The organism is Paenibacillus sp. H1-7 (genome assembly GCF_022354825.1).
In the GTDB taxonomy this organism is placed as follows: domain Bacteria; phylum Bacillota; class Bacilli; order Paenibacillales; family NBRC-103111; genus Paenibacillus_S.
The window spans coordinates 898,298-922,461 of sequence record NZ_CP031168.1 but is presented as its reverse complement, the minus strand read 5'-3'; the positions used below and the strand labels follow the sequence as shown (position 1 = coordinate 922,461).

The window sequence follows — 24,164 nt, the reverse complement described above, 5'->3', positions numbered from 1 at the left end:
TTCCCGGAATCTACACGTGATTTTATTGATCGATCAATTACCAATACCTATTCAAAGTATAAACCGAGCACTCCCTTTTTATCAAGTGACATAAGATAAGCCTCTAGGATATCTTTTTTCAGCAGCAGCGTCCTGAGAACGAAGAAAAACCCGGTCCCCCGTCATCAGAAACCGAGTCTGCTCTTATTGCGAAGTGGTGTGAAAATAATGCACCGACATCAGTTTATTACTGGCCGGATCGATATAAATTTTCAACGCATTGGTCCCGTTTCGGTAGACGATTCCGTCCTCGCTGACGAAGTAGGGCGTTCCAAGCTTTTTCTTGATGCTGGCAAGGTTTAGCGGAATGAGCTGCCCGTCAATATCGATCCGACTCGCCGTACCGGGAACGACAACGTATTCGATCGCTCCGTCGATCATCGTAATGCTGCAATCGTCAAATTGATAGGTTTTGATGTTCTTAATGATCTCATCCTGTACAATTGCCGAGGGCTGTCCCTTCATCTCGTACACCGTCTTCAAATCGTCCGTTAAGGCAACACCGTTCACGGTGTGAAACAATAGCGGCGGCATCAATGCATCGGTATCGGCGCCCGCGTCCGAATCCGACTCACGATCCACAAGTCCGGCAGCAGACAATGAAGAGGGTGCTTCCGCAGCTATTGCGACGGCTCGCTCCCCCGGCTCTTCGCTACTCACCAAAGCACTAGTCTCATACGATTCCACCGGCAAATTCATCGCCAAGACGGTTTCTTCCTGTGCCGTATGAACAACCCCGATGCCAGCCCATAAAATAACAACTCCTATCGATAACATCCATGATTCTTTGTTCATGCTCCTTCCCCCTCCATAAGATGGTGTTAGGATCCAAAAACACGCTCATGCTTCCGTTACCCGATAAGCTCCGCCTGCAGCTGCTTGGCGGGGATGAAAATTTTGGGCATTTTCTCGCTTTTCATGCCTACGACCTCCCGGTCCCCGACGACCGCAATCGGCCCTCCGCTTAGCGATCCGAGCGTGAAGCCGTCTCGTACGATCGCCCCTTCGCCGATGATCGCGCGATGGAGGGTCACTCCGTCTCCGATCTGCGCTCCGGGCATGACGATGCTGTCGGTGACCCGGCTTCCTTTGCCGACGGTCACTCCCGAAGAAATGACGGAACGCTCTACCTGTCCATGGAGCAGGCAGTCATCGCCAACGATGGAGCTGCGCAGGCGCTCGGCGCCATCGATATATTTTGCCCCGGCAGCCCCTCTGGAGCTAAGAAGAGGCCAAGCGGAAGGGCTCAGCGCAAACTGCGGCTCGTCTCCCAGCAAATCCATATGCGCCTCCCACAAGCTGTCAATCGTCCCGACATCCTTCCAGTACCCCGCAAACTCATAGGCGTGCAGGTTCGCACCTTGGGCCAGCATGGACGGAATCACATTTTTGCCGAAATCATGGCACGATGTCTCGTCCTCCGCATCCTGCTCCAGCTGCTTTAATAAATACGCCGTATTGAATATATAAATGCCCATCGAAGCCAAGTTGCTGGCAGGAACCTCGGGCTTTTCCGTAAATTCGGTAATCCGTCCTCCGCCATCCGTCTTCATGATGCCAAAACGGCTCGCTTCCGACATAGGCACCGGAGTGACGGCGATCGTTGCGTCGGCTCCCGACTGCAAATGGCTCTCCACCAGCTTGCGGTAATCCATATGATATATATGATCTCCGGAAAGAATAAGCACGGTCTCCGGATGATGCTTCTCGATAAAAGGCCGATTGCGGAAAATGGCGTCGGCCGTTCCGGCGTACCCCGATGCCCCGACATGTGCTTGGCGGGATGACAGCAGTGCAACCTCTCCCCGCCCGGCGTGCTCCAGCCATGCAGAGCCGAGTCCGATGTGATGGTGCAGCGCTTCCGGCCGGTACTGTGTCACTACCCCGATCGTATCCAGGCAGGAATGGCGGCAGTTGCTGAGCGCAAAATCGATCATGCGGGCCGAGCCTCCAAAATGAACGGCCGGCTTTGCTTTGTTATGCGTCAAAATTCCGAGCCTGCGCCCTTCCCCTCCGGCGAGCAGCATAGCTACACATTGCTTTTGTGTCATCCCGTCATCACCAAACCTTTCTTTTTGTTATGTAGGCTAACGACCTCATACTATTGATTACACGAAGGGGTTGTTGTTGAAACAAAGCATTTCGATCACAGATCCCTCGATTAGTATGGTCAGTAAAATTGATTTCACTCTGGATATGCATGTGAAATCGAGCACAGGCTTAACATGTTTTTGGACATGCAAAAAAACCTCCCAATTCGCGATTCACGATTGGAAGGCTCTTCTGTTGTGTTAATTTGCGCTCTCGCCCTGGGTCGAGCTCGACTCGACGAACGCGCTTCGCCGATCTGCAGCGGCGTCGACAGGCAGCGCAGCCGGGACAAGCTTAAACATGCTGATGGCCCGGTAGGTTCAGGCCGTTCTGCTTCCCGGGCGCTTGCTGTTGATGACGAGCAGCACGGCCATACCTATGAACTCTATGATCAGCGCATAGAACGGTACGCGGACTCCGCTGAAATGAAGCGCGGAATGGATGGCGTCGTACGCCGGACTGATCTTCAGCACCCACATCGCGTCGGGCAGCGCGCCCAGGAAGGCCGCTGCCAGCAGCAGAAGGTCCTTATCCCGCCACGCGACCCGGCACAAAAAAACGATCACCGCGAGCCCGACCAGCACATTGCCCGTCATCTGCATTTCGTGGTGAGGCACCGCATCCAATGCGAAGTGAGAGGCGAAAGATAATGCGAGTACGGCGGGTACGGCCGCAATAGCGGTTTTGCCGGGTAATTGCCGGACGGAGGACAATTTATAAATCGCCGATGCGGCGAGCATATGTGTCGCTACTAGCATAAGTATGGCTCCTCCCTTGTTTCCCTATCTTTTTCCATTTGCCTAAGGGTTTAAACGAAGGAACGGCCGGTTTGGTTGCGGAATGAGCCTTGGAATCTATGAATTCGAAAAAAGCCCGGATCGGCCGGGCACGCCTCCATCCGGCAAGCAGGAGTGGGCTCATCGCTGCTGCACCCTTACTTCTACACGGCATGGAAAATAAAATTAACAAGAAACAGCGCCGCAATCAAATACAGCGGCAGCGATACCTGCTTTGCCTTGCCGAGCGCGATCCGCAAAATGACATAGGCGATAAAACCGAATGCCATGCCGTCGACAATACTGTAGGTTAGCGGAATTAACGCCACGATGAGGAACGCCGGAAAGCCCTCGGAAAACTGCTTGAAGTTGATCCGCTGGATGCCTGCGATCATGAGCCCGCCGACAATGATCAGCACCGGCGCCACCGCACTGTCCGGGATAAGCTTGATAACGGGAATGCAGAACATCGCAACGAGAAACAGCATCCCGGTCGTCACCGCGGTAAGTCCGGTTCTTCCTCCTGCCGTAATGCCCGCCGCGCTTTCTACCGTAGAGACCGTGGGGCTCGTACCGAATATACCGGCGGTTATGACGGAAATCGCGTTGGCCTGCAGCGCGCGCCGGAATTTGTCAGGCTCGCCGACCATTCGCAAATGGCTGTGAACCATGCCGATATTTTCAAATACGATAACCAGCGCCAACGTAAAGGAAGCGATCCAGAAGCTGATCGTAGTTATTTTGCCGAACGACAATCCTCCCACCACGGACAAATAAGGCTGCAATGTGAACTTTGCGCCTGCCAAAGAGCTGATGTCCGCCTGTCCAAAACCGATCGCTAACAAGGTGCCCGCCGCAATCGTGATAAGAAAGTTGCCGGTAACGTTCCGTATAAACAGGACGAGTGCGATAACCAGCGTTACAAGAGTAAGCAGCGTGTGGGGCGACCCCAGGCTTCCAATCGCTACGAACGTTGTCTCGCTTCCGACGACAATTCCGCCTTTTTGCAAGCCGATAAAAGTAAGAAACAGCCCGATCCCCACCGTTGTCGCTTCCTTCAGCGAGTCGGGGATGGAAACGGTAATCGTATGAGCAAGTGAAGTAAAGGCTACCAGCGCGAACAGCAGCCCGGACACGAAAACGGCCCCCAGCGCCTCCTGCCAAGTCAGCCCCATCGTCTGAACGATCGTAAAAGTGAACAGCGCGTTGATTCCCATTCCGGGTACGAGAATAATCGGTGCGTCGGCCCACAGCCCCATGAGCAGGCAGCCCGCGAAAGAAGTCAGCACCGTTGCCATAATGCCGGCTTCCAGCGGAATACCGGCGTCCTCCAATATCGAAGCATTGACCGCAATAATATAGACAATCGTAAAAAAGGAGACCGCGCCGGCTAAAATCTCTTTTTTGACGGTAACCGTCAGTGAGCCTTCTTTCATCCCATCAGGTTGATCACTCATTCTCGTACCTTCTTTCCTAGAAACGGACTGCAGGCAGGCTATGGCTCGCTCCTATTGCCGAACTATACGTTATATTGCACATTGGAAGCTTTTGTATACGTGGAGGAGGGGTAACCGACAGCGAGGGTTTTCGGAATGAGGATTCGTCTATTGTAGGACTGCGTAAGCAGTAGAGCGGCTTGCTTAAGGCCGTCCCATGCTCGGAGATGATTGCCAATCGAATCTTGATGCTTGTATGACGCGCCAATAGTGATTACAATGTGTATGGGTGTCTGCGGCATCCTGCGGCCCTAGCACCTGTTGTTTCACATACCATAGAAAATAAGGAGAGAAACTTAACCAAGATGGATTTTCTAACAATTTTAAAAGCCATTATTTTAGGTATCGTAGAAGGACTCACCGAGTTCGCTCCCGTCTCGTCTACCGGTCACATGGTTATCGTCGACGACATGTGGCTGCAGTCGGAGCAATTTTTGACCAAATATGTTGCCAATACATTCAAAATCGTCATCCAGCTTGGCTCGATACTGGCCGTTATTATTATTTTTAAAGACCGTTTCCTGGACCTGTTAGGATTGAAACGCATGCAAAATGCTAGCGGAGCAGGCCGGAGAACGCAGCGGTTGAAGCTGTCGCAGGTGATTGTCGGATTAATCCCTGCGGGCGTGCTCGGCGTACTGTTCGACGATTATATCGACGACCACCTGTTCTCGTCAGCCACGGTACTGATTGGCCTCGTGATCGGCGCCATCCTGATGATTGTGGCCGATAAATTCGGACCGAAGCGGCCGACGGTGGAGACGGCGGACCAGATTACGTACAAGCAAGCGCTGGCGATCGGCCTGTTTCAATGCCTTTCCTTGTGGCCTGGATTTTCCCGTTCCGGCTCGACGATCTCAGGCGGGGTGCTGCTAGGCTTGAGCCACCGTGCCGCAGCCGATTTCACGTTCATCATGGCGGTTCCGATCATGTTCGGAGCGAGCGCCCTGTCGCTGCTCAAGAACTGGGAGTATTTCACGCTCGATGCGCTGCCGTTTTTTATCGCCGGCTTTATCAGCTCCTTCATATTCGCCCTGATTTCCATTCGTTTCTTCCTTAAGCTCATTAATAGAATCAAGCTCATACCATTCGCTATTTACCGTATTGTTCTCGCACTGGTCATCTATATTATTTTCTTCTAAAACAAAAAGGGCTGTCTCCTGAATAGGACGGCTCCTCCTTGCTCCAGACAGGTTGCATCCTGGTGGAGCTGGGAGGGGCTCGTCCGCTCAGGAGCAGCCCTTTGCTTGTACTTGATTATTACGGTCGGATCGACCGCCGTGAATTGTCTTAATTCGTGCCCAGAGAGGCGCTACCGGAGTTCGGGATCGGTTTGGTTCGGGGGCGGGGCGGGTTCGATTCTAGCCGGGTACGGTTCGAATTCGCGGGTCCGGATTCACGGGTCGTCGTTACGGGTCGGGTCCGGGGGCGGGTTCGGGTCCAGGTCGGGTTCGGTTCGGGTTCGGGTCCAGCCGGGTTCAGGTCGGGTTCGGGTCGGGTTCGGGTCGGGTTCGGGTCGGGTTCGGGTTCGTGTCCAGCCAGGTTCGTGTCCAGCCGGGTCCGGTTCGAATTCGCGGTTCCGGATTCATGGGTCGTCGTTACTGGTCTGGTTCCATAGGTCGGGATCAGGGCATCGCGGACCGAGCGTCGGGTTCAGGGATCGGACACCAGATCCGTTATTCCGCCAAAAACCGCCGTTTCCGGCATGGTATCGGACTCAGGAGCCCTTATTCGCCGAAATCAGGCGAGAAAATGAGGCAAAGAGGGACAATAACGTACCCTGTGTCCGCAAGGCTCTCATTTTGCCCCTTATTTCGAGCAATAACGGATCTACGGTCCGCAAGCCTGCCGGAATCGTTGACTCCCGGAATCTGGAGCTTTTTTTGACAACTTCATGCAGGTCAGAGCTGCAGCGAGCTGTTTAAGATGATTGGTGCGCGCTGCCAAACTCAGTTCCGATGACCCGTAGCTTCTTACTTCGTAACCTCGTTGCTCCTATACATTGTGTTCGAATGCTTCGGAGCTCAGAGGATCTCATGTTCCGATTCTCCGTTCCTTCTAGTGCTGGGATGCACGGTGGTCTGTACTCTGGATACGCGATAGTTTTATACAACGAAACTCTGTTCCTTTTATTGCTACTTTAATGCACCGTAAGTCTGAACCGCTTCACACCATGACCCGTTTTACCCGTCGACTCCTGTACTTGTGCTTCGGAAAAACTTCATAATATGTTCTACCCTCTGCTATATGTTCTGATGCCCAGACAATCCATTATTCCGAGCTATCCCCGCCTCAATTTCAAGCCTTCCACTCATACTCTCCCCGTCACTACTCCAGCTCAGACAATCCATTTCTCCGAGCTATCCCCACCTCAATTTCAAACATTCCACTCATCCTCTCCCCGTCACTACTCCAGCCCAGACAATCCATTATTCCGAGCTATCCCCACCTCAATTCCAAGCCTTCCACTCATACTCTCCCCGTCACTACTCCAGCTCAGACAATCCACTACTCCGAGCTATCCCCGCCTCAATTTCAAGCCTTCCACTCATACTCTCCCCGTCACTACTCTAGCTCAGACAATCCATTTCTCCGAGCTATCCCCACCTCAATTTCAAACATTCCACTCATCCTCTCCCCGTCACTACTCCAACGCCCCGGCCCTACTCTTGATCGTGAACACGAAACGGGCGCCGCCGGTGTATTCCTCGTCCAAGCGTATGGAGCCGCCGAGCAGCTCGGTCATGTTCTTGCAAATGGCCAGGCCGAGCCCGGTCCCGCCGTATTTGCGCGTCGTCGAAGAATCCAGCTGCGAGAACGGCTTGAACAGAACGTCGCGCTTCGCTGACGGAATGCCGATGCCGGTATCCTGCACGGCGAACTCGATCATCAGCTCATGGTCCTCCAGCTGCGCCAGCTTGCGGGCCGCTACATGGATGCCTCCCTGCTCGGTGAACTTCAGCGCGTTGTTCAGCAAATTATTAATAATTTGCCGCAATCGCCCTTCATCCCCTATAAGCAGCTCGGGCAACGCGGGATCAATCTCGCAGGTGATACCCAGAGACTTGCTTCTGCTCTCCAGCTGGAACAGGTGAATGGACTCCTCAAGACAGGAGCGAAGATGGAACAGCTCCTTGGCTATGGCCATTTTGCCCGATTCGATCTTGGACAAATCGAGCACCGCGTTCAAAACCATCATCAAGGACGCCCCGCTCTTGCGGATCGTCTCCGCAAACTCTCGCTGCTCGGCTCCCAGCTCCGTATCGAGAAGCAAATCGGCCATTGCCAGCACGCCGTTGAGCGGAGTCCGTATTTCGTGGCTCATGACGGCCAAAAATTCCGATTTGGCTCTAGCCGCCTGCTCCGCCTCCTCCTTGGCAAGCTGCAGCTCGCGGGTCCGCTCCTGTAGCAGCGCCGATTTTTGCTGAAGCTTTTGCTGCGTCAAATAAATATGGACGAACCCTGCGATCTTCGATTTGAACACATGCGGAACCACCGGCTTGACCATATAATCGATAGCCCCGACCTCGTAGGCGGTGAACGATTGATCCTGCTCATGATAAGCCGCTGTAACAAAGATGATGGGGACCGCCTTGGACTTCTCTCGCGACTTGATCCAACGCGCGGTTTCGAACCCGTCCATGCCTGGCATTTGCACGTCCATAACGATAACGGCGAAGTCATGCGTCAACAGGCACCGCAGCGCTTCCTCCCCCGAATTCGCCTTGACCAGTCGGTAAGGCTCATCGCCCAGCATCGCTTCGAGCGCCAACAAATTTTCCGGCTGATCGTCCACAAGCATGATATGAATCGCTTCAGCTTCGTTCATAACACGTTTCTCCATTTCATCTTGTTATCGGTGCTCCTTTGGTTCAGAATGGAATCCTTGCTATTTGATCTTTCGGTACATTTTCTCATGCGGGATCACGGCTTCATACTCCGGCGCATGCTTGGTAAAAGTAATCGTCTCTTTGTCGCCCAGCACAAGAATCCCGGATTTGTACAAGCTCTCGTACATCAGATCGTGCACCCGGCTTTGCAGCTCGGAATTAAAGTAAATCAGAACGTTGCGGCACAAAATAATATGAAACTGGTTAAACGAGCGATCCGTTACCAAATTGTGCTGAGCAAATACGATATTCTTGCGTAAAAACGGGTGAAGCGCCGCCGCATCCTCGCTGGTCGTATAATAGCGGGAAAAGGCGTCGGTTCCGCCGGCTTGTATATAGTTCTTCGTATAGTCGCGCATTTTTGTGAGCGGATAGATTCCCTGCTCCGCGCGGGCCAGCACATCTTCGTTCATATCGGTAGCGTACAAGGTTGTCCGCTCGTACAAGCCCTCCTCATGCAGCAGGATCGCCATGGAGTACACTTCCTCCCCCGTCGAGCACCCCGCATGCCATATGCGAATCGCAGGCAGATTCCGCAGCACCGGCACCACGTGCTTACGGAATGAGGCGAACAGCCCCGGATCGCGAAACATTTCGGTCACATGGATGACCAGGTCGGACACGAGACGCTCCATGCAGCTGCGGTCATGAAGCACTCTTGATTGGAGCTCGGACACGGTCTCAAGCCGCTCCCCGTAAATACGGTGCCATATGCGCCGGCGGAGCGTCGGATAAGCGTAATGGCGGAAATCGTAGCCGTATAGACGATACATTCCCTCCAGCAGCAGCTCGATTTCGATTTGTTCCCGCTCGGTTTCATCATCGGAATACCCGACTCCAAGCCTTCTGATGTCAGGTACTCCTAAGTCAAAATCCACATGTATTCCCCTCTCTGCCTGCAACACCGTCTTGACCTGCTATTTACACAGCCACACGCGGATTAGCGATAACAGCTGCTCCGTATGGATCGGCTTCGTTATATAATCGGACGCCCCCGCCTGCACGCATTTGTCCCGGTCGTCCTTCATCGCTTTGGCCGTCAACGCGATGATCGGCAGCCGGTCGAACTCCGGCTTGCCGCGGATGGCGCGCATCGCTTCATAGCCGTCCATTTCCGGCATCATAATATCCATAAGGACAAGGTCAAAGTCCGGATTCCCCTCCAAGCGTTCCATAGCCTGCTTGCCGGTCTCCGCGAACGTAACCTTCATGTCGTAGCTTTCCAGCAAATTCGACAGGGCGAAGACGTTGCGGATGTCATCGTCGACGACGAGCACCTGTTTCCCGGCGAACACCTCTTCCTTGCTGTGCAGCTTCTGAAGGATGCGGCGCTTTTCCTCCGGCAAATGTTCTTCGACTCTGTGCAGGAACATGGCCGTCTCGTCCAGCAGACGCTCCTTCGATTTCACATCTTTTATAATGATAGATTCCGCGTACTTCTTCAGCCGCAGCTTCTCTTTGTGCTCCCACTTGTGCTCAGTATAGATGACGATCGGCAGCCGGCGCAGACGTTCCTCCGATTTAATCCGGTCGAGCAGCTCGAATTCGGCCAAATCCGTCGGCCCCATATCGATAACCATACAGTCAAAAGGCTGCTCCTGCAGCTCCTTCCAAGCCTGCTGACCGTCCGCCGCGCTTACGATCAGGACATCGTCGTGCCCTATCAGCTCTATCAGACGGTTGCGCTGCAGCTCGTCCTTGCCGACCAGCAGCAGCCTACGGAAGTCTTTATCCAGGAACGCTTCGATCTGGACAAAAGCCTGCTCGAGGCTTTCCTTGCTCGAAGGCTTCTGCAAATACGCCATCGCCCCGAGCGACAAGCCTTGCTGAATTTCATCGACGACCGACACGATGTGGATTGGAATATGCCGCGTGCTAGAGTCGTTTTTCAAGTGAACAAGAATCGACCAGCCATCGATAACGGGCAGCTGAATATCGAGCAGGATGGCGTCCGGCTTATATTCCTTCGCAAGCTGCAGTCCCGTATCGCCCTGAAGCGCGGCAATCGTCTTAAAGCCCCGTTCCCGCGCGGTATCGATCAATATTTGCGCAAAATGGACATCATCCTCAATGATCAGCAGCACCCGATCGCTCTCGGCTATGGAATCGCGGTCATCCGCCAGCTGCGGCGATTCCTCCGTCCACGATGGCGTTTGCGGTGACTCGACCGGCACAGGCTTCTCCGGCTGCAGCTGACGGATCATGGTCTCCGCCATTGCTTCCACTGTCGGAGCCGCTTCCCGTCTTGCCGCCCCATACAATGAGGCGTCCGGCGTCATCGGCAAATACAGCGTAAAACGGCTGCCCTCTCCTTCCGCGCTCTCCAGCTCGATGCAGCCGCCAAGCAGTCCGGCCAGCTGTCGGCTGATCGACAGCCCCAGTCCGGTTCCGCCATAATTGCGGCTTGTCGTACCATCCGCTTGCTGGAACGCCTCGAATATCATCGCCTGCTTGTCCTGTGGAATGCCGATGCCCGTATCCTCGATGGCAATGCTTAGCATCGACGGGTCTTCCGCCATAGGGCGGACGTGTATCGCCACCTTGCCTCGGGCGGTAAATTTGAACGCATTCGAGAGCAGGTTTTTCAATATTTGCTGCAGCCGCAAGCTATCGGTAACCAGCTCCGAAGGCGCAGCTTCATCCATATGAATGTCGAAACCAAGCCGCTTCTTGCGCGCCAGCGGCATGAACGACTTTTGCAGCGAATCGATAATGTCTCGGACCAGCACATGCTCGGTATGGAGCTCCATCCGCCCCGATTCGACCTTGGCCAGATCGAGGACATCGTCGATCAGCTTCAGCAAATCGGTACCGGAAGTAAATATCGTCTCGGCATATTCCACCTGCTTGGCGGTCAAGTTCCCTTCCCGGTTCTCCTTCAGCAGCTGCGACAATATGAGCAGGCTGTTAAGAGGCGTACGCAGCTCATGCGACATATTAGCCAAAAACTCCGACTTGTATTTGGAAGCGAAAGCAAGCTCCAGCGCCTGCTTCTCAAGGGCTTCCTTAGCCTGCTCGATTTGCCGGTTGACCTCCTCGGTCTCCTTGATCTGCTCCTCGAGCAGGCTCGTTTTGCGCAGCAGCTCTTCGTTGGTCTGCTCCAAATCCTCCTGCTGGCGCTGCAGCAGTTCTTCGGATACCTGCAGCGCTTTGGTCTGCTCCTCGAGCTTCTCGTTGGAAGCTCTCAGCTCGTCCTGCTGCGTCAGCAGCTCCTCGGACTGGCTTTGCAGCTCGTCGGTCAGCATCTGCGAAATGCGCAGCAGCTCCTCTACCCGCAGCATGGCACGGATGCGGTGGATCGTCACCGCCAGGATATCGCTCAAGCGGTCAAGCAGCTGCAGCTCTAATTCGGAGAATGGCTTGAGCGAAGCCACTTCGAATACCGCCACCACCTCTTCGTAAGAAATCGCCGGGCGAATGGCTAATGTCAGCGGAGCGATTTCGCCGAAAGCCGAGCTGATTTTGATATAATCAGCCGGCACCTGCCTGACGTCGATAGGCTGGCCGTCCAATGCGCACTGGCCGATCAGCCCTTCACCCAACGTAACGGCCGGAGCCGATTCCGCCATTCCGGCATGGGCATAGGCGCCTTTAAGTTTGTACTGCTGCTTGACTGCGGTTTTGCCTTCCATATCCGATTCGGCAACGTATACCGCTCCGTTCTGGGCCCCGACGATCCGGCACAATTCCCCGATAAAGGCCTGCGCCATTTCGTCGTACCGTTGAGCCCCTTGCATGACGGTAGAAATGTGCGAAATGTTCGACTCGATCCATGCCTGATCTGCATTCATCTTGCTTAACGATCGCTCGTTCGCCGTCGATTCCTCCAGATCCTCCGCGATTTCGTTGAAAATATGGGCGATGTCGGCAAACTCGTCCGTTGTCTTAATATCGATCCGGTAGGAGCCGTGCCAGCTCCCATTCTCCTTCTCGGCCCCAAAATTCGCAATGATCCCCGACAGCATCCCGAGCCCGCGGGTCACTCCCAGCACAATCCAGAACATAATCGCGATGCCTAGGAGGAGGCTTATGATCGTCAATGCCGCTGTATACGCATAAGTTCGCGAGTTTTCTTCCTCAGCTTGCTGCAGCGCCTCCTTCATGGCCTTGTCCTGATAGTCGGTCATGGCGTTAATACTATTCATGAAATCGTCCTGCGCAGCCACGCCTACGGAGCTTCGAAGCTCCGACGCATCATTTTGCTTGGCGGCTCCGTACAGCTTCGTCACTTCGTCCTTGTACTCCAGAAATTTCCTGCCCTTATTGGTTATATCCGCAACGATCGGCTGCTCGTTGATCCCTTTAAATTCGGTTTGGATCTGTTCCAAAGACTTGGTAACCTTGCTGCTTGTCGCCCTTACCGCTTCCATTCGCTTGGCGACTTCCGAAGGATTGTCGTTCAGCAGCAAATTGGCCATCACCTTGGCCAAATCCGTCATGTTGTTGCGCAGCTCCGAAGCGAGCTGTACTTTCATGTAGCGGTTGTCGAATATTTCCTTCATGCTCTTATCTATCGTCGCCAGCCGGTTGATGCCGATGCCGGCCAGCATAAACATTAACAGCATCAGCGTCCCGAAGCCAAGAAACAGCTTGGTTCTGATCTTCATCTTCTTGTCTCCTCCCGCCTGCTTCTATCTTGCTTGCACTCTGACCATGCAAATATCGTCTTCCTGCATGTCCCAAACCTCCGGCGGGACGATCCGCTCTACGATTGCTTCCAGCTTTTCCTCCGAACGGGATGCTCTGAGAAAGCCCGTCAGCTTGTCCATCTCGCAGCGCCCCTCTTCCTCCAACGCTTCCAGAAGACCGTCGGTGAACATAAACAGCCGGAGCGGGCGCTCATATTGGATCAGCTCTTTTTCAATATGCATCTGCTCGAAAAAGCCTACGGCACAGCTCCCGGTTTCCAGCAGCTTGACAGGCTTCCCTTCTTCAAACAGCAATCCGGGAGGGTGCCCGGCATTGACATACTCGATAGTGCTGTTCGACGTATCCATGAGCAGGTAAATCGCCGTGAAATAATAATTGATCGGGTTGTCCTTGCGGTTGTTCAGCTGATTCATATAGCGGTTCAGCTCAGCAATGACAAGCTCGGGCGACACGAAGCGGGTGATGGTGTCCTGCATGACCGAGGAGATGAACATACATACAAGCGAGGAGGAAATACCGTGTCCCATCATATCGAGCAAAATAATTCCGTAACGGTGATCGTCGATCCGGTACCATGAGTACAAATCGCCTGCAAGCTCGAACGAAGGGTGATAGGAAGCGCAAATATCCAGCCGATCCATGGCAATAGGCTGGCTCAGTACACTGCTCTGCACCTGTTTGGCCAGCTCCAGCTCGCTCTTGATGCGGGCTTCGTTCTCCTTGTGCCAGTCCTTTTCGTATTTCAGGCGCAGGGCGACGCGGATCCGCGCAACCAGCTCGACCTTATTGACCGGCTTCATCACGTAGTCGCTCGCTCCGGCTTCCAGCACTTCCGCCAGCAAATTCGAATCGCCCATCGCCGTAACGACGATAATCGGGATGTCTCTTAAGTTTTCGTGCTCCTGAATGCGGCGGCACGTTTCCAGCCCGTCCATCTCCGGCATCATCATATCGAGCAAAATGAGATCGATCGGCGCCTCAGGCACCGCATCGCTTCCTGCATGCAGCAGCTCGAGCAGCTCCAGTCCGGAGGGAAGCTTAATAAAATGCGTATAGCCGACGCTTTTCAATATTTTTTCAATCACCATCAAATTGACGGGATTGTCGTCCACAATCACAATGTTCATGGCTTTATCCCCTTAATGTTTAAGCGTGTCCATCCTCTATTATAAATGTAATTCTTTAATTATGTAACCTTGGGCCGGCCGTTTGAAACAGCCGCGATTTGTTTCAACTCCCGCCGTTACGGTTAAAAAGAAGCATGCCAGTCCCAGCAACTGGATGAACTCTAAGCAAGCACCGGGGCGATCCGGCTTGCGGAACATCGCAAAATCAGCGGGGGGCTTACCGATTGAGATAAGCCGTCTCGCGATAACTCTGAGGAGGGATTACCATGGATAACAAAGTAAAACTGGTAATGACAGAGGAGCAGGCGATTGAGGAAATCAGAGCCTTTCGAAGGGAAGGGTACGCGCTGGAGGAAATTTACGTGCTTGCCCATGACGACAAGACGACAGAAGGTCTCGCCGACCTGATGAACACGAACAAAGTCGGCTTGTATGAGGAAGGTATCGCCAACTCTTTTGCCAATTTGTTCCGTTCCAAGGGCGACCAGCTAAGGTCCAAAATGCAGTCGCTTGGGTTAAGTGAAGCGGAGTCCAATCATTTCGAGAAAGAGCTCGACATGGGTAAAATTCTCGTGATGGCGTGGTATGACGACACGGATCGCTACGATCGCGAGGAAGCTTACCGCAGAAATCTCCGAAGAAACGATGAAACCGTCGTGCCGCCGATGTACATGTCCGACCGTTCCGGACCTGCCGGAGGCATTTGGTAAGCTGACGCTGGAGCTTGAAACCGTATCGCTAAATTTACGTGAAACCGATTGGTCCAATCCGGGAGGTGAGGCGTATGTTAAGCTGGGCACTGTTGTTTCTGGTCATCGCGATCATCGCCGGGGTCTTCGGATTCCTGGGAATCGCGTCCGCAGCCGCGGGCATTGCCAAAGTGCTGTTCGTGCTGTTCCTGATCTTGTTTGTCGTGACCCTGCTGTTAGGCCGCAGGCCGTCAGCTTGATATCCTATCCGGCATAGCTTTTCGCATCAGTGTCCGGACAGGACAAAGAGCCGCTCCTTAAGGGATGTTCCCTGAAGAAGCGGCTCTTTCTTGATGGATACGGAGCTGGACGCCGGAATCTTGTTGTCAATGGTTTTATTCGAGCGTGTTTTATTTTGATGTCATCTCCGCTTCGGCTCCGGATTCAGTTCCGGATCCGGACCGGGAATGGGTAAGCCGCTCGCGCGCGCTCTCCGCCCTCTTGGTTACCGGAACGTGCCGGCCCGCCTGAGCCAGTCCGAATACGGGCATGTTATTATAGAAGCACTCGTACTTGCCTTCGTCGATCATATACGTTTCGTGGTAAATGCCGACCGTGCCGCTCGTGCCGACCTTCTGGTTAAACTCCCGCCATGCCTTCATATGGATGGCACCCTTTCTTGCGTAATGCTCCAATTGCTCGAAGGAGTTCCAGTACTGCACGATTGTAATACCGCGCCATGAAATAAAATAGCTTGCCGATAAAAAACCGAGATCGGGATTTTGGTACAGCTCCTTCAGCATCTTGGGCATCGCCTGCATGACCGGCAGCCATTTGTGAACCGCCCACAGCTTATTGATGCGCATCCCGATCATAAATACGACGAACGAACCATCCTTTTGGGCCATGTAACGTCCAGGAATCACCTCGGGCATACGTCTTCCCGCTCCTTTATCGTCTAATGCTTGTCTACAAACTCCTCTGCAGCTCCGCCTTAGTCCCGCCTCAACAAACGCAAGTGGGCTTCGTACACTTCCATCACATCCTGCGACTGGTATAGATGAGCCGTGAGAAAGCCGCCGTAAAAAATCGTGAGCAGCAGCTGTGCTCCGGTCTCGGAGGTAATCCCTTCCCTCAGCTCCCCGTCCGCTTCCGCTTCTTCCGCCAGCTGCTGAAACAGCAGAAACAAATTCGGCTCTTCACGGCCGATCCGTCTGTGCTCGGGAAACAGCAGAGAAATCTCCGCCTCGCTCAATTCCGGCATGCACGGATGCATTCTCATTTCCGACAAAAAGCTGATCAGGCTGAGCATCAAGCCGGGCCGCCTCTTCGCCTCTGCCGCTACGGCAAGCAGCAAGTGCCTTACGGCCGCGATTCCCCGCTTCGGCTCCTCGGACAGCTCGATGATCCGGAGCGTAAGCCATACTCTCATGTAATAGACGAGCACATCCTCCTTCTGCCGGAAAAACTTGAAAAACGTCACCTTGGACACTTCCGCCTTCCGGCATATATCATCCAGGTACACGTCGCGAAACGACTTCTCCCCGATCAATTCAAGGCTGGCTTCATAGAGGGCAAGCTTGGCGCGGGCTTTCTTCAGCTCCCGCAAAGCAATCGGTTGTTCTTCCAATTCGGACAAAACCCTTTCGTGGAAAAATAAAAAGTTAACTTCAATTAATAAATTAACTGAAGTTAACTTTTATGTCAAGGGTATTTTTACCAGCATGGAGTCCGTTACTTGGGATAATAAGAGAACCCGGGATATTTGACGACCGGCCATTTTTCCTTCCTCAACGCATGAAGCAGCTCCGGCCCGACATTCAAATTGCTCTGTACCAGCTCGGTTGGAGTGAGCGCCATCCATTGATTCAGCGATACATCCTGGAACCTGTCGCTCTTGAACATTTCGAGAAACCACAGCGTCTCCGTTCCGGTATTCTGAATGTAATGACCGAACGCAAACGGGACATAGCCCACGTCTCCCGCCCGGTAATCGAAGGTTCTTGCCGCGCCGTTACCCGAGAAGACCGTCATTCGGCCTTGCCCGCTAAGGTAATACTGCCATTCGTCATTGTTGGGATGCCAATGCAGCTCCCGCATGGCCCCGGGTTCAATCTCAACGAGTGCGGCGGCTATGGTCTTGGAAATCGGGAAATTGGCGGAGTCGACAATCCGTACACTGCCGCCAGGCGTTTTGATAGGGGTTTGGGCAAGCAATTGATGTTTGAAGCTCAGCGGGATGGGTCCGTAGGGGGATTGCACCTTTTGCGTGTCAATGGGACCCGGTACTTTATCTTGATAAATATAAACCTGTTGTGACGGAATCCCGGCAAACGCGTCAATAGGAACGCCGAAATTCGCCGACAACACTTCTTTGGGGGTATGGGCAAACCAATCCGATATCGACAACGTATTCAAATCCGAGAAATGTCCGTCGTCAAACACGAGCAAAAATTCACAGCCATCCTCCAGCCCCTGTATAGAATGGGGAATCCCGGGAGGGAAATACCATAAATCGCCGGGTCCGACATCGGCAATGAAGTTTTTCCCGTTTTGATCGACCGCGGTTATTCTCGCATGACCGAGGAGCATGTACGACCACTCCGCTTGCTGATGCCAATGCAGCTCGCGGACTCCCCCGGGAGTCAGGGCCATGTTGACGCCAGCCATCGTAGTTGCAATCGGCATTTCACGGATGGTAACCTCTCGAGACCAGCCGCCTTGATTCAGCGTCATATGAGTATCGGAAAAAGAGAATCGCAAGTTCGGAATGAGTCCCGCATCGGTCGCCGGGGGGACGAGCATGTCGGGATTCTCCATATCCCTCATGATATCTCTCGGGCCTTTATCCACCCAGCCTGCTCCGTCGCTGCGAATAGGCTGCGGTATCGAGCTGGAGGGAAGCGGACCACGGGGCGGTTTTTCCATACTTTTCACCTCACCACGTAAATTCAGATGAGATAAATATATGTGAGCCGCAAAAGGCGTATGATTGAATGATTTACGAAGACAGCGGCTTGTTACGGGTCTTTACGCTCATTTCCGTTCTCTGACCGGCATTATCCAGGAAGTTGACCCCCAGTACGCCTGCCACGATCATTACCGCACCGATCCAATGATAATAGTGCAGCGTTTCATCCAAAAAGACCACTCCCGCTGCCATCGAGATCAGCGTCGACAGATTGCCGAACACGCTCAATTTGGAAGCCTCCAGCTTGGATACCGCGTAGGACAGCAGCAAAGTCGTAAACAGTGCCGCGAAGATGCCCAGGTACAACACCGAAACGATAAACAGCGGGCTCGAGAGCGGCTCCACGAATTTGTCCATACTGCCTTCCAGACCGTGCTTGACGAGCGAAACCCCGTTGAAGAACAGAAAACCTATGGTCAGCATAATAAAGGACAAATCCATCGGCTTGTATTGCCGGCTCAAAGGCCGGGCCAGCACACTATAGCCCGCAAAGGACACGCACGACAGCAGCAGCAGGGAGATGCCCTGTACGTGGCTTCCCTCTAACGACGCTCCCTGCATCAGGAAGATGTACATCACGCCTCCTACGGACAGGACGACGGACAGCTTTTGCCAGCCATTGGACCGTTCCTTCAAGAAGAGAGAAGCCAGCACCATGGTGAAAATCGGCACCGTAGCTTGAATGATCCCGCCCTCTGACGAGGAGCTGTAGCGAAGCCCAAACACCTGAAGGCTGAAGAACATCGCCGGATAGAGCAGAGAAAGCGGCAAAATGCGCAGGATGTCCTTCCAACCGATGTTTAGTTTGATCCATCCCAGCAGCACAGGAATACCAATGGCAACGAACGATACGGTAAAGCGGTGCGCTATGGCATCCATAGGCTCGGAAACGGTCAAAGCCAGTTTTACAAACAGAAAAGAGAAACTTATAATGAGGGCGTACAGCACAGCGGCTGCATACGCTTTTCCTTTGGATTCACTATTCATTCGAATCACTCCTGAACGCTATTCGGATAGCTGCTAAGATTTACCGGCCGGTAGCTTAACTATAGGTCAGGAGCGGCTTACGAACAATCGGAATTAAAGCGATCTGTACCGGTACAGAGGCGACTGGAGGCCATGTATGCATAAATATTCGCAGCTTATCCATGATATCGAATTGCGTATCTGGCGCGGGGAGCTCAAAGACGGCCAAAAGCTGCCGGCCATTCGTGAACTGGCGGAGCAGTACGGCTGCAGCAAAAGCACCGTCATTAGCGCCTACGCCGAGCTGGAGCGCAAGCATATCATCTACGCGATTCCTAAGAGCGGCTATTATGTCGTCAAGCAGGACCGCCATGCGGACGACAAAGGGACGGAAGCAATGCTTGATTTCGCATCGGTCGCCCCCGATCCGAACGTGTTTCCTTATATCGATTTTCAGCATTGCATCAATAAAGCCATCGACATGTACAAAGACGATCTATTCCAGTACGGAACTCCGAGAGGCCTTCCCTCCCTCATTCGCATGCTGCCGAAGTATTTGGCCGATTATCAAGTATTTCCCGGCACGAACCGCATTTGCATTACATCCGGCGTGCAGCAGGCGCTGGCGATTTTGGCGTCCATGCCGTTCCCTAACGGACGCAGCGCCGTTCTCGTCGAGCAGCCCGGATATCATTTGCTCAACCAGCTTCTTACGACCTACGGAATCCCTGCCGTGGGCATCCGCAGAACGTCCCGAGGCATCGATTTGGCGGAGCTGGAGCGGCTGTTCCAATCCGGCACCATCAAGCTTTTCTATACGGTTCCGCGATTTCATAACCCGCTCGGAACGTCGTATTCCGCCGATGAGAAAAAAACGATCGCCGCCTTGGCGGAAGCCTACGATGTGTTCATCGTCGAGGATGATTATTTGGCCGATCTGGAGGATGATTCCAAAGCGGACCCGATCTACGCGTATGACCGTTCGGCTCACGTCATCTATCTCAAGAGCTACTCCAAAATTTTATTTCCCGGACTGCGCGTCGGCGTTGCCGTCATCCCTGCTATTCTGGAAGAGACGTTCAACAAGCACAAAAAGCTGCTCGACATCGACAGCTCCATGCTGTCGCAGGCAGCGCTGGAAATTTATTTGAAGAGCGGGATGTTCGACCGTCATAAGGAAAGGATCAAATCGACTTACAAAGAGCGGGTCTTGACGCTTAACGAAGCGCTGCACCAGCATGCGTCCGCAGACACGATGGAGTTCGCCCCGGTTACGACAGGCGCGCATACACATATCGTCCTGAAGTCGCCTATTGCCATGAGCACATTGAAGGAGCGCTTAAGGAAGCAGCGTATTCGGATCGAATCGATTGACGGTTATTACTTAGACGGCGTTCCTGCAGAAAGCTTAATCCGGCTGAATATTAGCAATGTCAATAAAGAGGATATCGAGCAAGGGGTCCGCACGATTCTGAACGAAATCCGGCGCTTAATGAACCGTTGATACTCCCCTCAGAAGGCTGTACTCCCGTACACTTTCGCTTTCGCGCTTTACGCAGATACTCCGTCTAAAACCATCCCCTTTTGGACATGACTGATAAGGTCGGATTCGGGGGGATGACCTGCCATTATGAACTTTTCCAATAAAATATCCGTGCTTCAGATGTCCTGCATCCTTATGATGACGGTCGGACTGGCCAATCATGTCACCATGATTCCCTTGCTGCTGCAAACGGCAAAAAGAGACTCATGGCTTGGCGTCGCCGCCGCCTTCCTCATCTTCACCGCCTGGATCTGGATTCCGTACGCCATTGGCAAAAGGACCAATCAAATGCATCTTGCCGACTGGCTGACGGTCCATGTCGGCCGGTGGTTTTCCCTTGTTATGCAATGCGGCGTATCGCTATATTTATTTTCCATCGCTATCGTCGCCTTGAAGGAAACGACCGTCTGGACCAAGGTCACCTATCTGCCTCACACCCCCCTGCTGGTCATTGTGGCAGGGTTTCTGCTGCTATGCAGCTATACAGCCCGCAAGGGCATCCAATCGATCGCCATTACCGCTGGCCTGCTGCTGCCGTTCGTTATAGCGCTCGGTTACTTCGTTATGGGTGCCAACTTTCAATATAAGCGGTATGTGCTGCTGTTTCCGCTGTTTACGAACGATCCGTCCGCCATTGTTAGAAGCGCGCTGTATGTGGGCGGAGGGTTAATTGAGCTGATCATGATTTTGTTTATGCAGCATCATCTGAAGCAGCGCGTCCGCTGGATCCACTATTTCATTCTGCTCGCGATAATGGTCGGCCTGACTATGGGCCCGTTGATCGGGTCTATCGCTTCCTTCGGTCCGGAACAAGCAGCCATGCTGCGCTATCCGGCTTATGAGCAGTGGAGATTGGTGCAAATCGGCGATTATGTGGCGCATGTCGATTTCTTTTCGATCTATCAGTGGTTGTCCGGAAGCTTTCTGCGCGTGTCTTTGTCGATTTTTTTAATTGTGGACGTACTGAAAATAGAGGCGAAGCAAAGACGCTTTCTGACCATCAATCTGCTTTGTGCCGCCCTGTTTATTGCCGGGATGCTGCCTTTTAACGACATGGAGTATCTTACCGTCGTTCCTCACTATTACGCCGCCACTTTCATTGCCGTGCTGCTCGGCTCGCTGCTCTTGTTTGCCGTAGTATCCATAAAAAGCAAATCGAAAGGGAACAATCTATGAATCTTATCCGTTGGATGCGCAATCGGCTAAACCAGCAAACCAGAACGCCTTTTGACGATAAGCAGCCTTCTCAGGTCATGTCCGACTGGAACGAGGAGATGCTGCGTTCTTTTTTCGATAAATCCGGAGACGTTCAAATTGTGGAGCACCGGTATGCGAACGAATCGTGTCCGAAGCTTGTGCTGATTTACTGCACCGGCATGATCGACTCGAGACAATTTATGGAGTGGGCTTTGCCGATTCTGGACCATCATATGAACCGGTCGGACGATTGGCAGGAAAATATCGCGGAATTAACCGCTACGCTTCAGATGCAGTCCGTCCGAACTGATACGTGTCTGTACAGCTGTTTATTCAGCGGTCAGCTTATTGTGTTCTTCGAGTCGCTTTCCTTGATGTACTCGGTTAACATCCCGCAAATTCCGCAGCGGACACCTGAAGAATCGACAACGGAAATTTCGGTGAAGGGTCCGCGCGACGCCTTTACCGAAGAGCTGTCGACGAATATCGCGCTAATCCGCAAACGGCTGCGCACCCCTTCCCTGTGCAATGAAATGTTCGAGATCGGCAAGAGAAGCCGGACGCGGGTTTCCCTGCTGTATATCAACGATATCGCGAATCCGGATACGATTCAGGAAGCAAGGAAACGGCTTAACGGCATACATATCGACGCGCTGCTAAGCAGTGCCGAGCTGGAGGAAGGCATATCCGACTCCTCGTTCAGCATGTTCCCGCTCATCGACTATATCGGCCGGCCGGATTTTGTAGCGGAAAGCTTGATTCGGGGCCGGTTCGCCATCCTGGTGGACGGTTCTCCGATGGCGCTCATTGCTCCATCCAATCTAACGGAACAAATCAAATCACCGGAAGACCTGCACTTTACCTTTTATTTCGTTGGCTTTGAGAGAATGATAAGGCTGGTCGGATTGTTTGTGGCCATCTTCACACCCGGCTTCTGGGTCGCTCTCAGCACCTACAATATGGAGCAGCTACCGTTTCCTTTGCTCGCTACCGTCGCGACCTCCCGCATCGGTCTTCCTACTTCCGCTCCGTTGGAAGCCGTGCTGATGCTGTTCTTGTTTGAAATATTCCGGGAAGCGGGCGTCCGCCTTCCCAAAGCCGTAGGACAAACGATAGCCGTAGTGGGTGGACTCATTATCGGCGATGCGGCCATCCGTGCGGGACTTGCTTCCCCTACCATGCTCATTATGTCATCCGTGACGGCCGTAGCTACCTTTACGCTTGTGAACCAATCGCTCAGCGGAACGGTCAGTATTTTGAGACTGATCATTCTGCTGTGTTCCTCCGTCCTTGGCTTGTACGGGTACTTCTTATCTATGTTCTTTACGGTCGTTTACCTATCCGGCTTGCGATCGTTCGGGGTTCCGTATCTGGCTCCGTTATCGCCCCCCGGTTCGCTCAAAGAAATCGTCGCAGCCGTTGCATCGAGACCACGGTCGGAAGATACACGCCGTCCCTCCATCCTCGATACGACAGATACTACGCGGGAAGGAAAAGATTCGTAGATGAAAGCAGCATGCAAGCTGGGCATCGCCCTCCTTGGCATCATCACGATTACAACCGGATGCTGGGATTCCACCAGTGTGGAGAAAATCAACTATATTACCGCCCTCGGTATCGATTACCAAAAATCGAAATTTATCGTCTACGGGCAAATGATGAGCTTCGGCTCCATTGCAAAACAAGAAGGAACCCAAGCCCGTACTCCGGCGACCGTCTGGGTCGGCAAGGGCGAAGGCGATACGCTCAATATCGCCATGAACGAGCTGTACAGCACGGCTCAGCGAAAAATCATCTGGAGTCATGTCACGACGATCCTGACTAGTGAGGAGGCCATCCGGCACGGCTTTTCCACGTTTGTTGATGCCATTGTCCGCTTCCGGGAAGTCCGCTTAACGCCGTGGGTTTTTGGAACACGGATGCCGATACCGGATATTTTGACATCGGAGGCTTTTTTCAACCTGTCGCCGCTCGAGACCATATCTCATTCCCCCGAAGCCAGCTATAAGCAAAAATCGTTTATTACGCCGATTAAGTATATGACGTTTCTGGCCGACCTGAAGGAGCCTGCCAAGACCGCGATCCTTCCGATGTTAACCATCAATCCGGACCAGTGGTACAAGTTGAAGTCACCTCATGGCAAAATGGAGATCGACGGAGCTCTCCTTCTGAGCGAGCAGAAATACAAGGGTCATTTAAGTATGGGCGAGCTCGACGGTCTGCGTTGGGTTACAAGACAAACCAACCGCTCTCCGCTGCTCGTAACAGACCGGAATAAGAAGCTGGGCGTCGTTTCGCTGGAGAACCCGTCAGTTCAGGTCAGAGTAAGCGATCCTTCCAGCCATCCGCGGTATACGCTCCAGATTTCGATGAAAGGCAACATCGTCGAAATGGTCGGTAACTTCAACGACGAAGCCATGCTAAAGCGGCTCGCCGAGGAGACGGTCAAGAAGGAAGTCCGCACCACCTTCGAAAAAAGCCTTGCTTTGGGCGCCGACGTGCTCCAATTGGAATATGCCCTGTACCTGGATCATTACAAGGATTGGAAAAGGCTTACCGGAGCAAAGCAGCTCACGCTGGAAAAGGATTCGTTGGCAGAGATCGATGTGAATATCGATCTCATCCATTCGGGGATGCTGCGGTAGCGCGGGTGCGGGGGTGCGGGTGCGGGTGCGGGCGTGGGCGGAAATGCGGGATGGCGGGCACGAGAGGAGATCCGCCTTTGCGCA

Annotated in this window: 19 protein-coding genes; 7 read left to right on the top strand and 12 right to left on the bottom strand. The window is 53.3% G+C overall.

The window, feature by feature from the left end; translation table 11 throughout:
* Window positions 1–183 precede the first annotated feature (183 nt).
* From DVH26_RS04365 to DVH26_RS04350, 4 genes are all read right to left on the bottom strand, one after another.
* Complete coding sequence (locus tag DVH26_RS04365) at window positions 184–834, bottom strand: hypothetical protein (protein ID WP_239631500.1); 651 nt, start codon at window positions 832–834, stop codon at window positions 184–186.
* 56 nt (window positions 835–890) lie between these two features.
* The gene (locus tag DVH26_RS04360) at window positions 891–2,090 is read right to left on the bottom strand and encodes a glucose-1-phosphate adenylyltransferase (protein WP_239631498.1); all 1,200 of its coding nucleotides are present in this window, start codon (window positions 2,088–2,090) and stop codon (window positions 891–893) included.
* Window positions 2,091–2,450: 360 nt separating this feature from the next.
* The gene (locus DVH26_RS04355) at window positions 2,451–2,888 is read right to left on the bottom strand and encodes a hypothetical protein (RefSeq protein WP_239631496.1); all 438 of its coding nucleotides are present in this window, start codon (window positions 2,886–2,888) and stop codon (window positions 2,451–2,453) included.
* Between the two features lie 182 nt (window positions 2,889–3,070).
* The gene (locus DVH26_RS04350) at window positions 3,071–4,363 is read right to left on the bottom strand and encodes an NCS2 family permease (protein ID WP_239631494.1); all 1,293 of its coding nucleotides are present in this window, start codon (window positions 4,361–4,363) and stop codon (window positions 3,071–3,073) included.
* Window positions 4,364–4,707: 344 nt separating this feature from the next.
* Here DVH26_RS04350 and DVH26_RS04345 point away from each other — a divergent pair, with 344 nt between their 5' ends.
* On the top strand, window positions 4,708–5,544 hold the full coding sequence (locus DVH26_RS04345) for an undecaprenyl-diphosphate phosphatase (protein ID WP_239631491.1): 837 nt from the start codon (window positions 4,708–4,710) through the stop codon (window positions 5,542–5,544).
* Window positions 5,545–7,046: 1,502 nt separating this feature from the next.
* Here the strand turns inward: DVH26_RS04345 and DVH26_RS04340 are convergent.
* The 4 genes from DVH26_RS04340 to DVH26_RS04325 all read right to left on the bottom strand — a co-directional run bounded on the left by DVH26_RS04340 (window position 7,047) and on the right by DVH26_RS04325 (window position 14,069).
* A complete protein-coding gene (locus DVH26_RS04340; RefSeq protein ID WP_239631489.1) occupies window positions 7,047–8,231 on the bottom strand; it encodes an ATP-binding protein in 1,185 nt (394 codons plus the stop codon).
* A 60-nt stretch (window positions 8,232–8,291) separates the two neighbouring features.
* A complete protein-coding gene (locus tag DVH26_RS04335) occupies window positions 8,292–9,065 on the bottom strand; it encodes a CheR family methyltransferase (protein WP_239635275.1) in 774 nt (257 codons plus the stop codon).
* A 144-nt stretch (window positions 9,066–9,209) separates the two neighbouring features.
* Window positions 9,210–12,899, bottom strand: coding sequence for a response regulator (locus DVH26_RS04330; RefSeq protein WP_239631487.1), 3,690 nt, complete (start codon window positions 12,897–12,899; stop codon window positions 9,210–9,212).
* Window positions 12,900–12,923: 24 nt separating this feature from the next.
* A complete protein-coding gene (locus DVH26_RS04325; protein WP_239631485.1) occupies window positions 12,924–14,069 on the bottom strand; it encodes a PP2C family protein-serine/threonine phosphatase in 1,146 nt (381 codons plus the stop codon).
* 266 nt (window positions 14,070–14,335) lie between these two features.
* Between DVH26_RS04325 and DVH26_RS04320 the strand changes: the two genes are divergently transcribed.
* Together DVH26_RS04320 and DVH26_RS04315 are read left to right on the top strand one after the other, a co-directional pair.
* The gene (locus DVH26_RS04320; RefSeq protein ID WP_239631483.1) at window positions 14,336–14,779 is read left to right on the top strand and encodes a YflT domain-containing protein; all 444 of its coding nucleotides are present in this window, start codon (window positions 14,336–14,338) and stop codon (window positions 14,777–14,779) included.
* Window positions 14,780–14,853: 74 nt separating this feature from the next.
* Window positions 14,854–15,018, top strand: coding sequence for a DUF1328 domain-containing protein (locus tag DVH26_RS04315; RefSeq protein WP_239631481.1), 165 nt, complete (start codon window positions 14,854–14,856; stop codon window positions 15,016–15,018).
* 150 nt (window positions 15,019–15,168) lie between these two features.
* On the opposite strand, the gene DVH26_RS04310 is transcribed toward DVH26_RS04315, so the two are convergent.
* The 4 genes from DVH26_RS04310 to DVH26_RS04295 form a co-directional block, all read right to left on the bottom strand.
* A complete protein-coding gene (locus DVH26_RS04310) occupies window positions 15,169–15,693 on the bottom strand; it encodes a DUF4188 domain-containing protein (RefSeq protein ID WP_239631479.1) in 525 nt (174 codons plus the stop codon).
* A gap of 59 nt (window positions 15,694–15,752) precedes the next feature.
* On the bottom strand, window positions 15,753–16,388 hold the full coding sequence (locus DVH26_RS04305; RefSeq protein ID WP_239631477.1) for a TetR/AcrR family transcriptional regulator: 636 nt from the start codon (window positions 16,386–16,388) through the stop codon (window positions 15,753–15,755).
* A gap of 104 nt (window positions 16,389–16,492) precedes the next feature.
* Window positions 16,493–17,686 (bottom strand): oxalate decarboxylase family bicupin, encoded by a 1,194-nt coding sequence (locus DVH26_RS04300; RefSeq protein WP_239631475.1) that lies wholly within the window; start codon window positions 17,684–17,686, stop codon window positions 16,493–16,495.
* 73 nt (window positions 17,687–17,759) lie between these two features.
* Window positions 17,760–18,716: a DMT family transporter gene (locus tag DVH26_RS04295; protein WP_239631467.1), complete on the bottom strand. Its 957-nt coding sequence runs from the start codon at window positions 18,714–18,716 to the stop codon at window positions 17,760–17,762.
* Window positions 18,717–18,852: 136 nt separating this feature from the next.
* Between DVH26_RS04295 and DVH26_RS04290 the strand changes: the two genes are divergently transcribed.
* The 4 genes from DVH26_RS04290 to DVH26_RS04275 all read left to right on the top strand — a co-directional run bounded on the left by DVH26_RS04290 (window position 18,853) and on the right by DVH26_RS04275 (window position 24,080).
* The gene (locus tag DVH26_RS04290; RefSeq protein ID WP_239631465.1) at window positions 18,853–20,199 is read left to right on the top strand and encodes an aminotransferase-like domain-containing protein; all 1,347 of its coding nucleotides are present in this window, start codon (window positions 18,853–18,855) and stop codon (window positions 20,197–20,199) included.
* A 126-nt stretch (window positions 20,200–20,325) separates the two neighbouring features.
* On the top strand, window positions 20,326–21,414 hold the full coding sequence (locus tag DVH26_RS04285) for a GerAB/ArcD/ProY family transporter (protein ID WP_239631463.1): 1,089 nt from the start codon (window positions 20,326–20,328) through the stop codon (window positions 21,412–21,414).
* Window positions 21,411–22,940: a spore germination protein gene (locus DVH26_RS04280; protein ID WP_239631461.1), complete on the top strand. Its 1,530-nt coding sequence runs from the start codon at window positions 21,411–21,413 to the stop codon at window positions 22,938–22,940. Before DVH26_RS04285 ends, DVH26_RS04280 begins: the two co-directional genes overlap by 4 nt.
* Window positions 22,941–24,080: a Ger(x)C family spore germination protein gene (locus tag DVH26_RS04275; RefSeq protein ID WP_239631459.1), complete on the top strand. Its 1,140-nt coding sequence runs from the start codon at window positions 22,941–22,943 to the stop codon at window positions 24,078–24,080.
* Window positions 24,081–24,164: the final 84 nt, after the last annotated feature.

What these genes read in the sequence shown, in the direction of transcription:
- DVH26_RS04365 (WP_239631500.1), bottom strand. Translation starts at nt 834, where the DNA reads ATGAACAAAGAATCATGGATGTTATCGATAGGAGTTGTTATTTTATGG.
- DVH26_RS04360 (WP_239631498.1), bottom strand. Translation starts at nt 2,090, where the DNA reads ATGACACAAAAGCAATGTGTAGCTATGCTGCTCGCCGGAGGGGAAGGG.
- DVH26_RS04355 (WP_239631496.1), bottom strand. Translation starts at nt 2,888, where the DNA reads ATGCTAGTAGCGACACATATGCTCGCCGCATCGGCGATTTATAAATTG.
- DVH26_RS04350 (WP_239631494.1), bottom strand. Translation starts at nt 4,363, where the DNA reads ATGAGTGATCAACCTGATGGGATGAAAGAAGGCTCACTGACGGTTACC.
- DVH26_RS04345 (WP_239631491.1), top strand. Translation starts at nt 4,708, where the DNA reads ATGGATTTTCTAACAATTTTAAAAGCCATTATTTTAGGTATCGTAGAA.
- DVH26_RS04340 (WP_239631489.1), bottom strand. Translation starts at nt 8,231, where the DNA reads ATGAACGAAGCTGAAGCGATTCATATCATGCTTGTGGACGATCAGCCG.
- DVH26_RS04335 (WP_239635275.1), bottom strand. Translation starts at nt 9,065, where the DNA reads ATGTATCGTCTATACGGCTACGATTTCCGCCATTACGCTTATCCGACG.
- DVH26_RS04330 (WP_239631487.1), bottom strand. Translation starts at nt 12,899, where the DNA reads ATGAAGATCAGAACCAAGCTGTTTCTTGGCTTCGGGACGCTGATGCTG.
- DVH26_RS04325 (WP_239631485.1), bottom strand. Translation starts at nt 14,069, where the DNA reads ATGAACATTGTGATTGTGGACGACAATCCCGTCAATTTGATGGTGATT.
- DVH26_RS04320 (WP_239631483.1), top strand. Translation starts at nt 14,336, where the DNA reads ATGGATAACAAAGTAAAACTGGTAATGACAGAGGAGCAGGCGATTGAG.
- DVH26_RS04315 (WP_239631481.1), top strand. Translation starts at nt 14,854, where the DNA reads ATGTTAAGCTGGGCACTGTTGTTTCTGGTCATCGCGATCATCGCCGGG.
- DVH26_RS04310 (WP_239631479.1), bottom strand. Translation starts at nt 15,693, where the DNA reads ATGCCCGAGGTGATTCCTGGACGTTACATGGCCCAAAAGGATGGTTCG.
- DVH26_RS04300 (WP_239631475.1), bottom strand. Translation starts at nt 17,686, where the DNA reads ATGGAAAAACCGCCCCGTGGTCCGCTTCCCTCCAGCTCGATACCGCAG.
- DVH26_RS04295 (WP_239631467.1), bottom strand. Translation starts at nt 18,716, where the DNA reads ATGAATAGTGAATCCAAAGGAAAAGCGTATGCAGCCGCTGTGCTGTAC.
- DVH26_RS04290 (WP_239631465.1), top strand. Translation starts at nt 18,853, where the DNA reads ATGCATAAATATTCGCAGCTTATCCATGATATCGAATTGCGTATCTGG.
- DVH26_RS04285 (WP_239631463.1), top strand. Translation starts at nt 20,326, where the DNA reads ATGAACTTTTCCAATAAAATATCCGTGCTTCAGATGTCCTGCATCCTT.
- DVH26_RS04280 (WP_239631461.1), top strand. Translation starts at nt 21,411, where the DNA reads ATGAATCTTATCCGTTGGATGCGCAATCGGCTAAACCAGCAAACCAGA.
- DVH26_RS04275 (WP_239631459.1), top strand. Translation starts at nt 22,941, where the DNA reads ATGAAAGCAGCATGCAAGCTGGGCATCGCCCTCCTTGGCATCATCACG.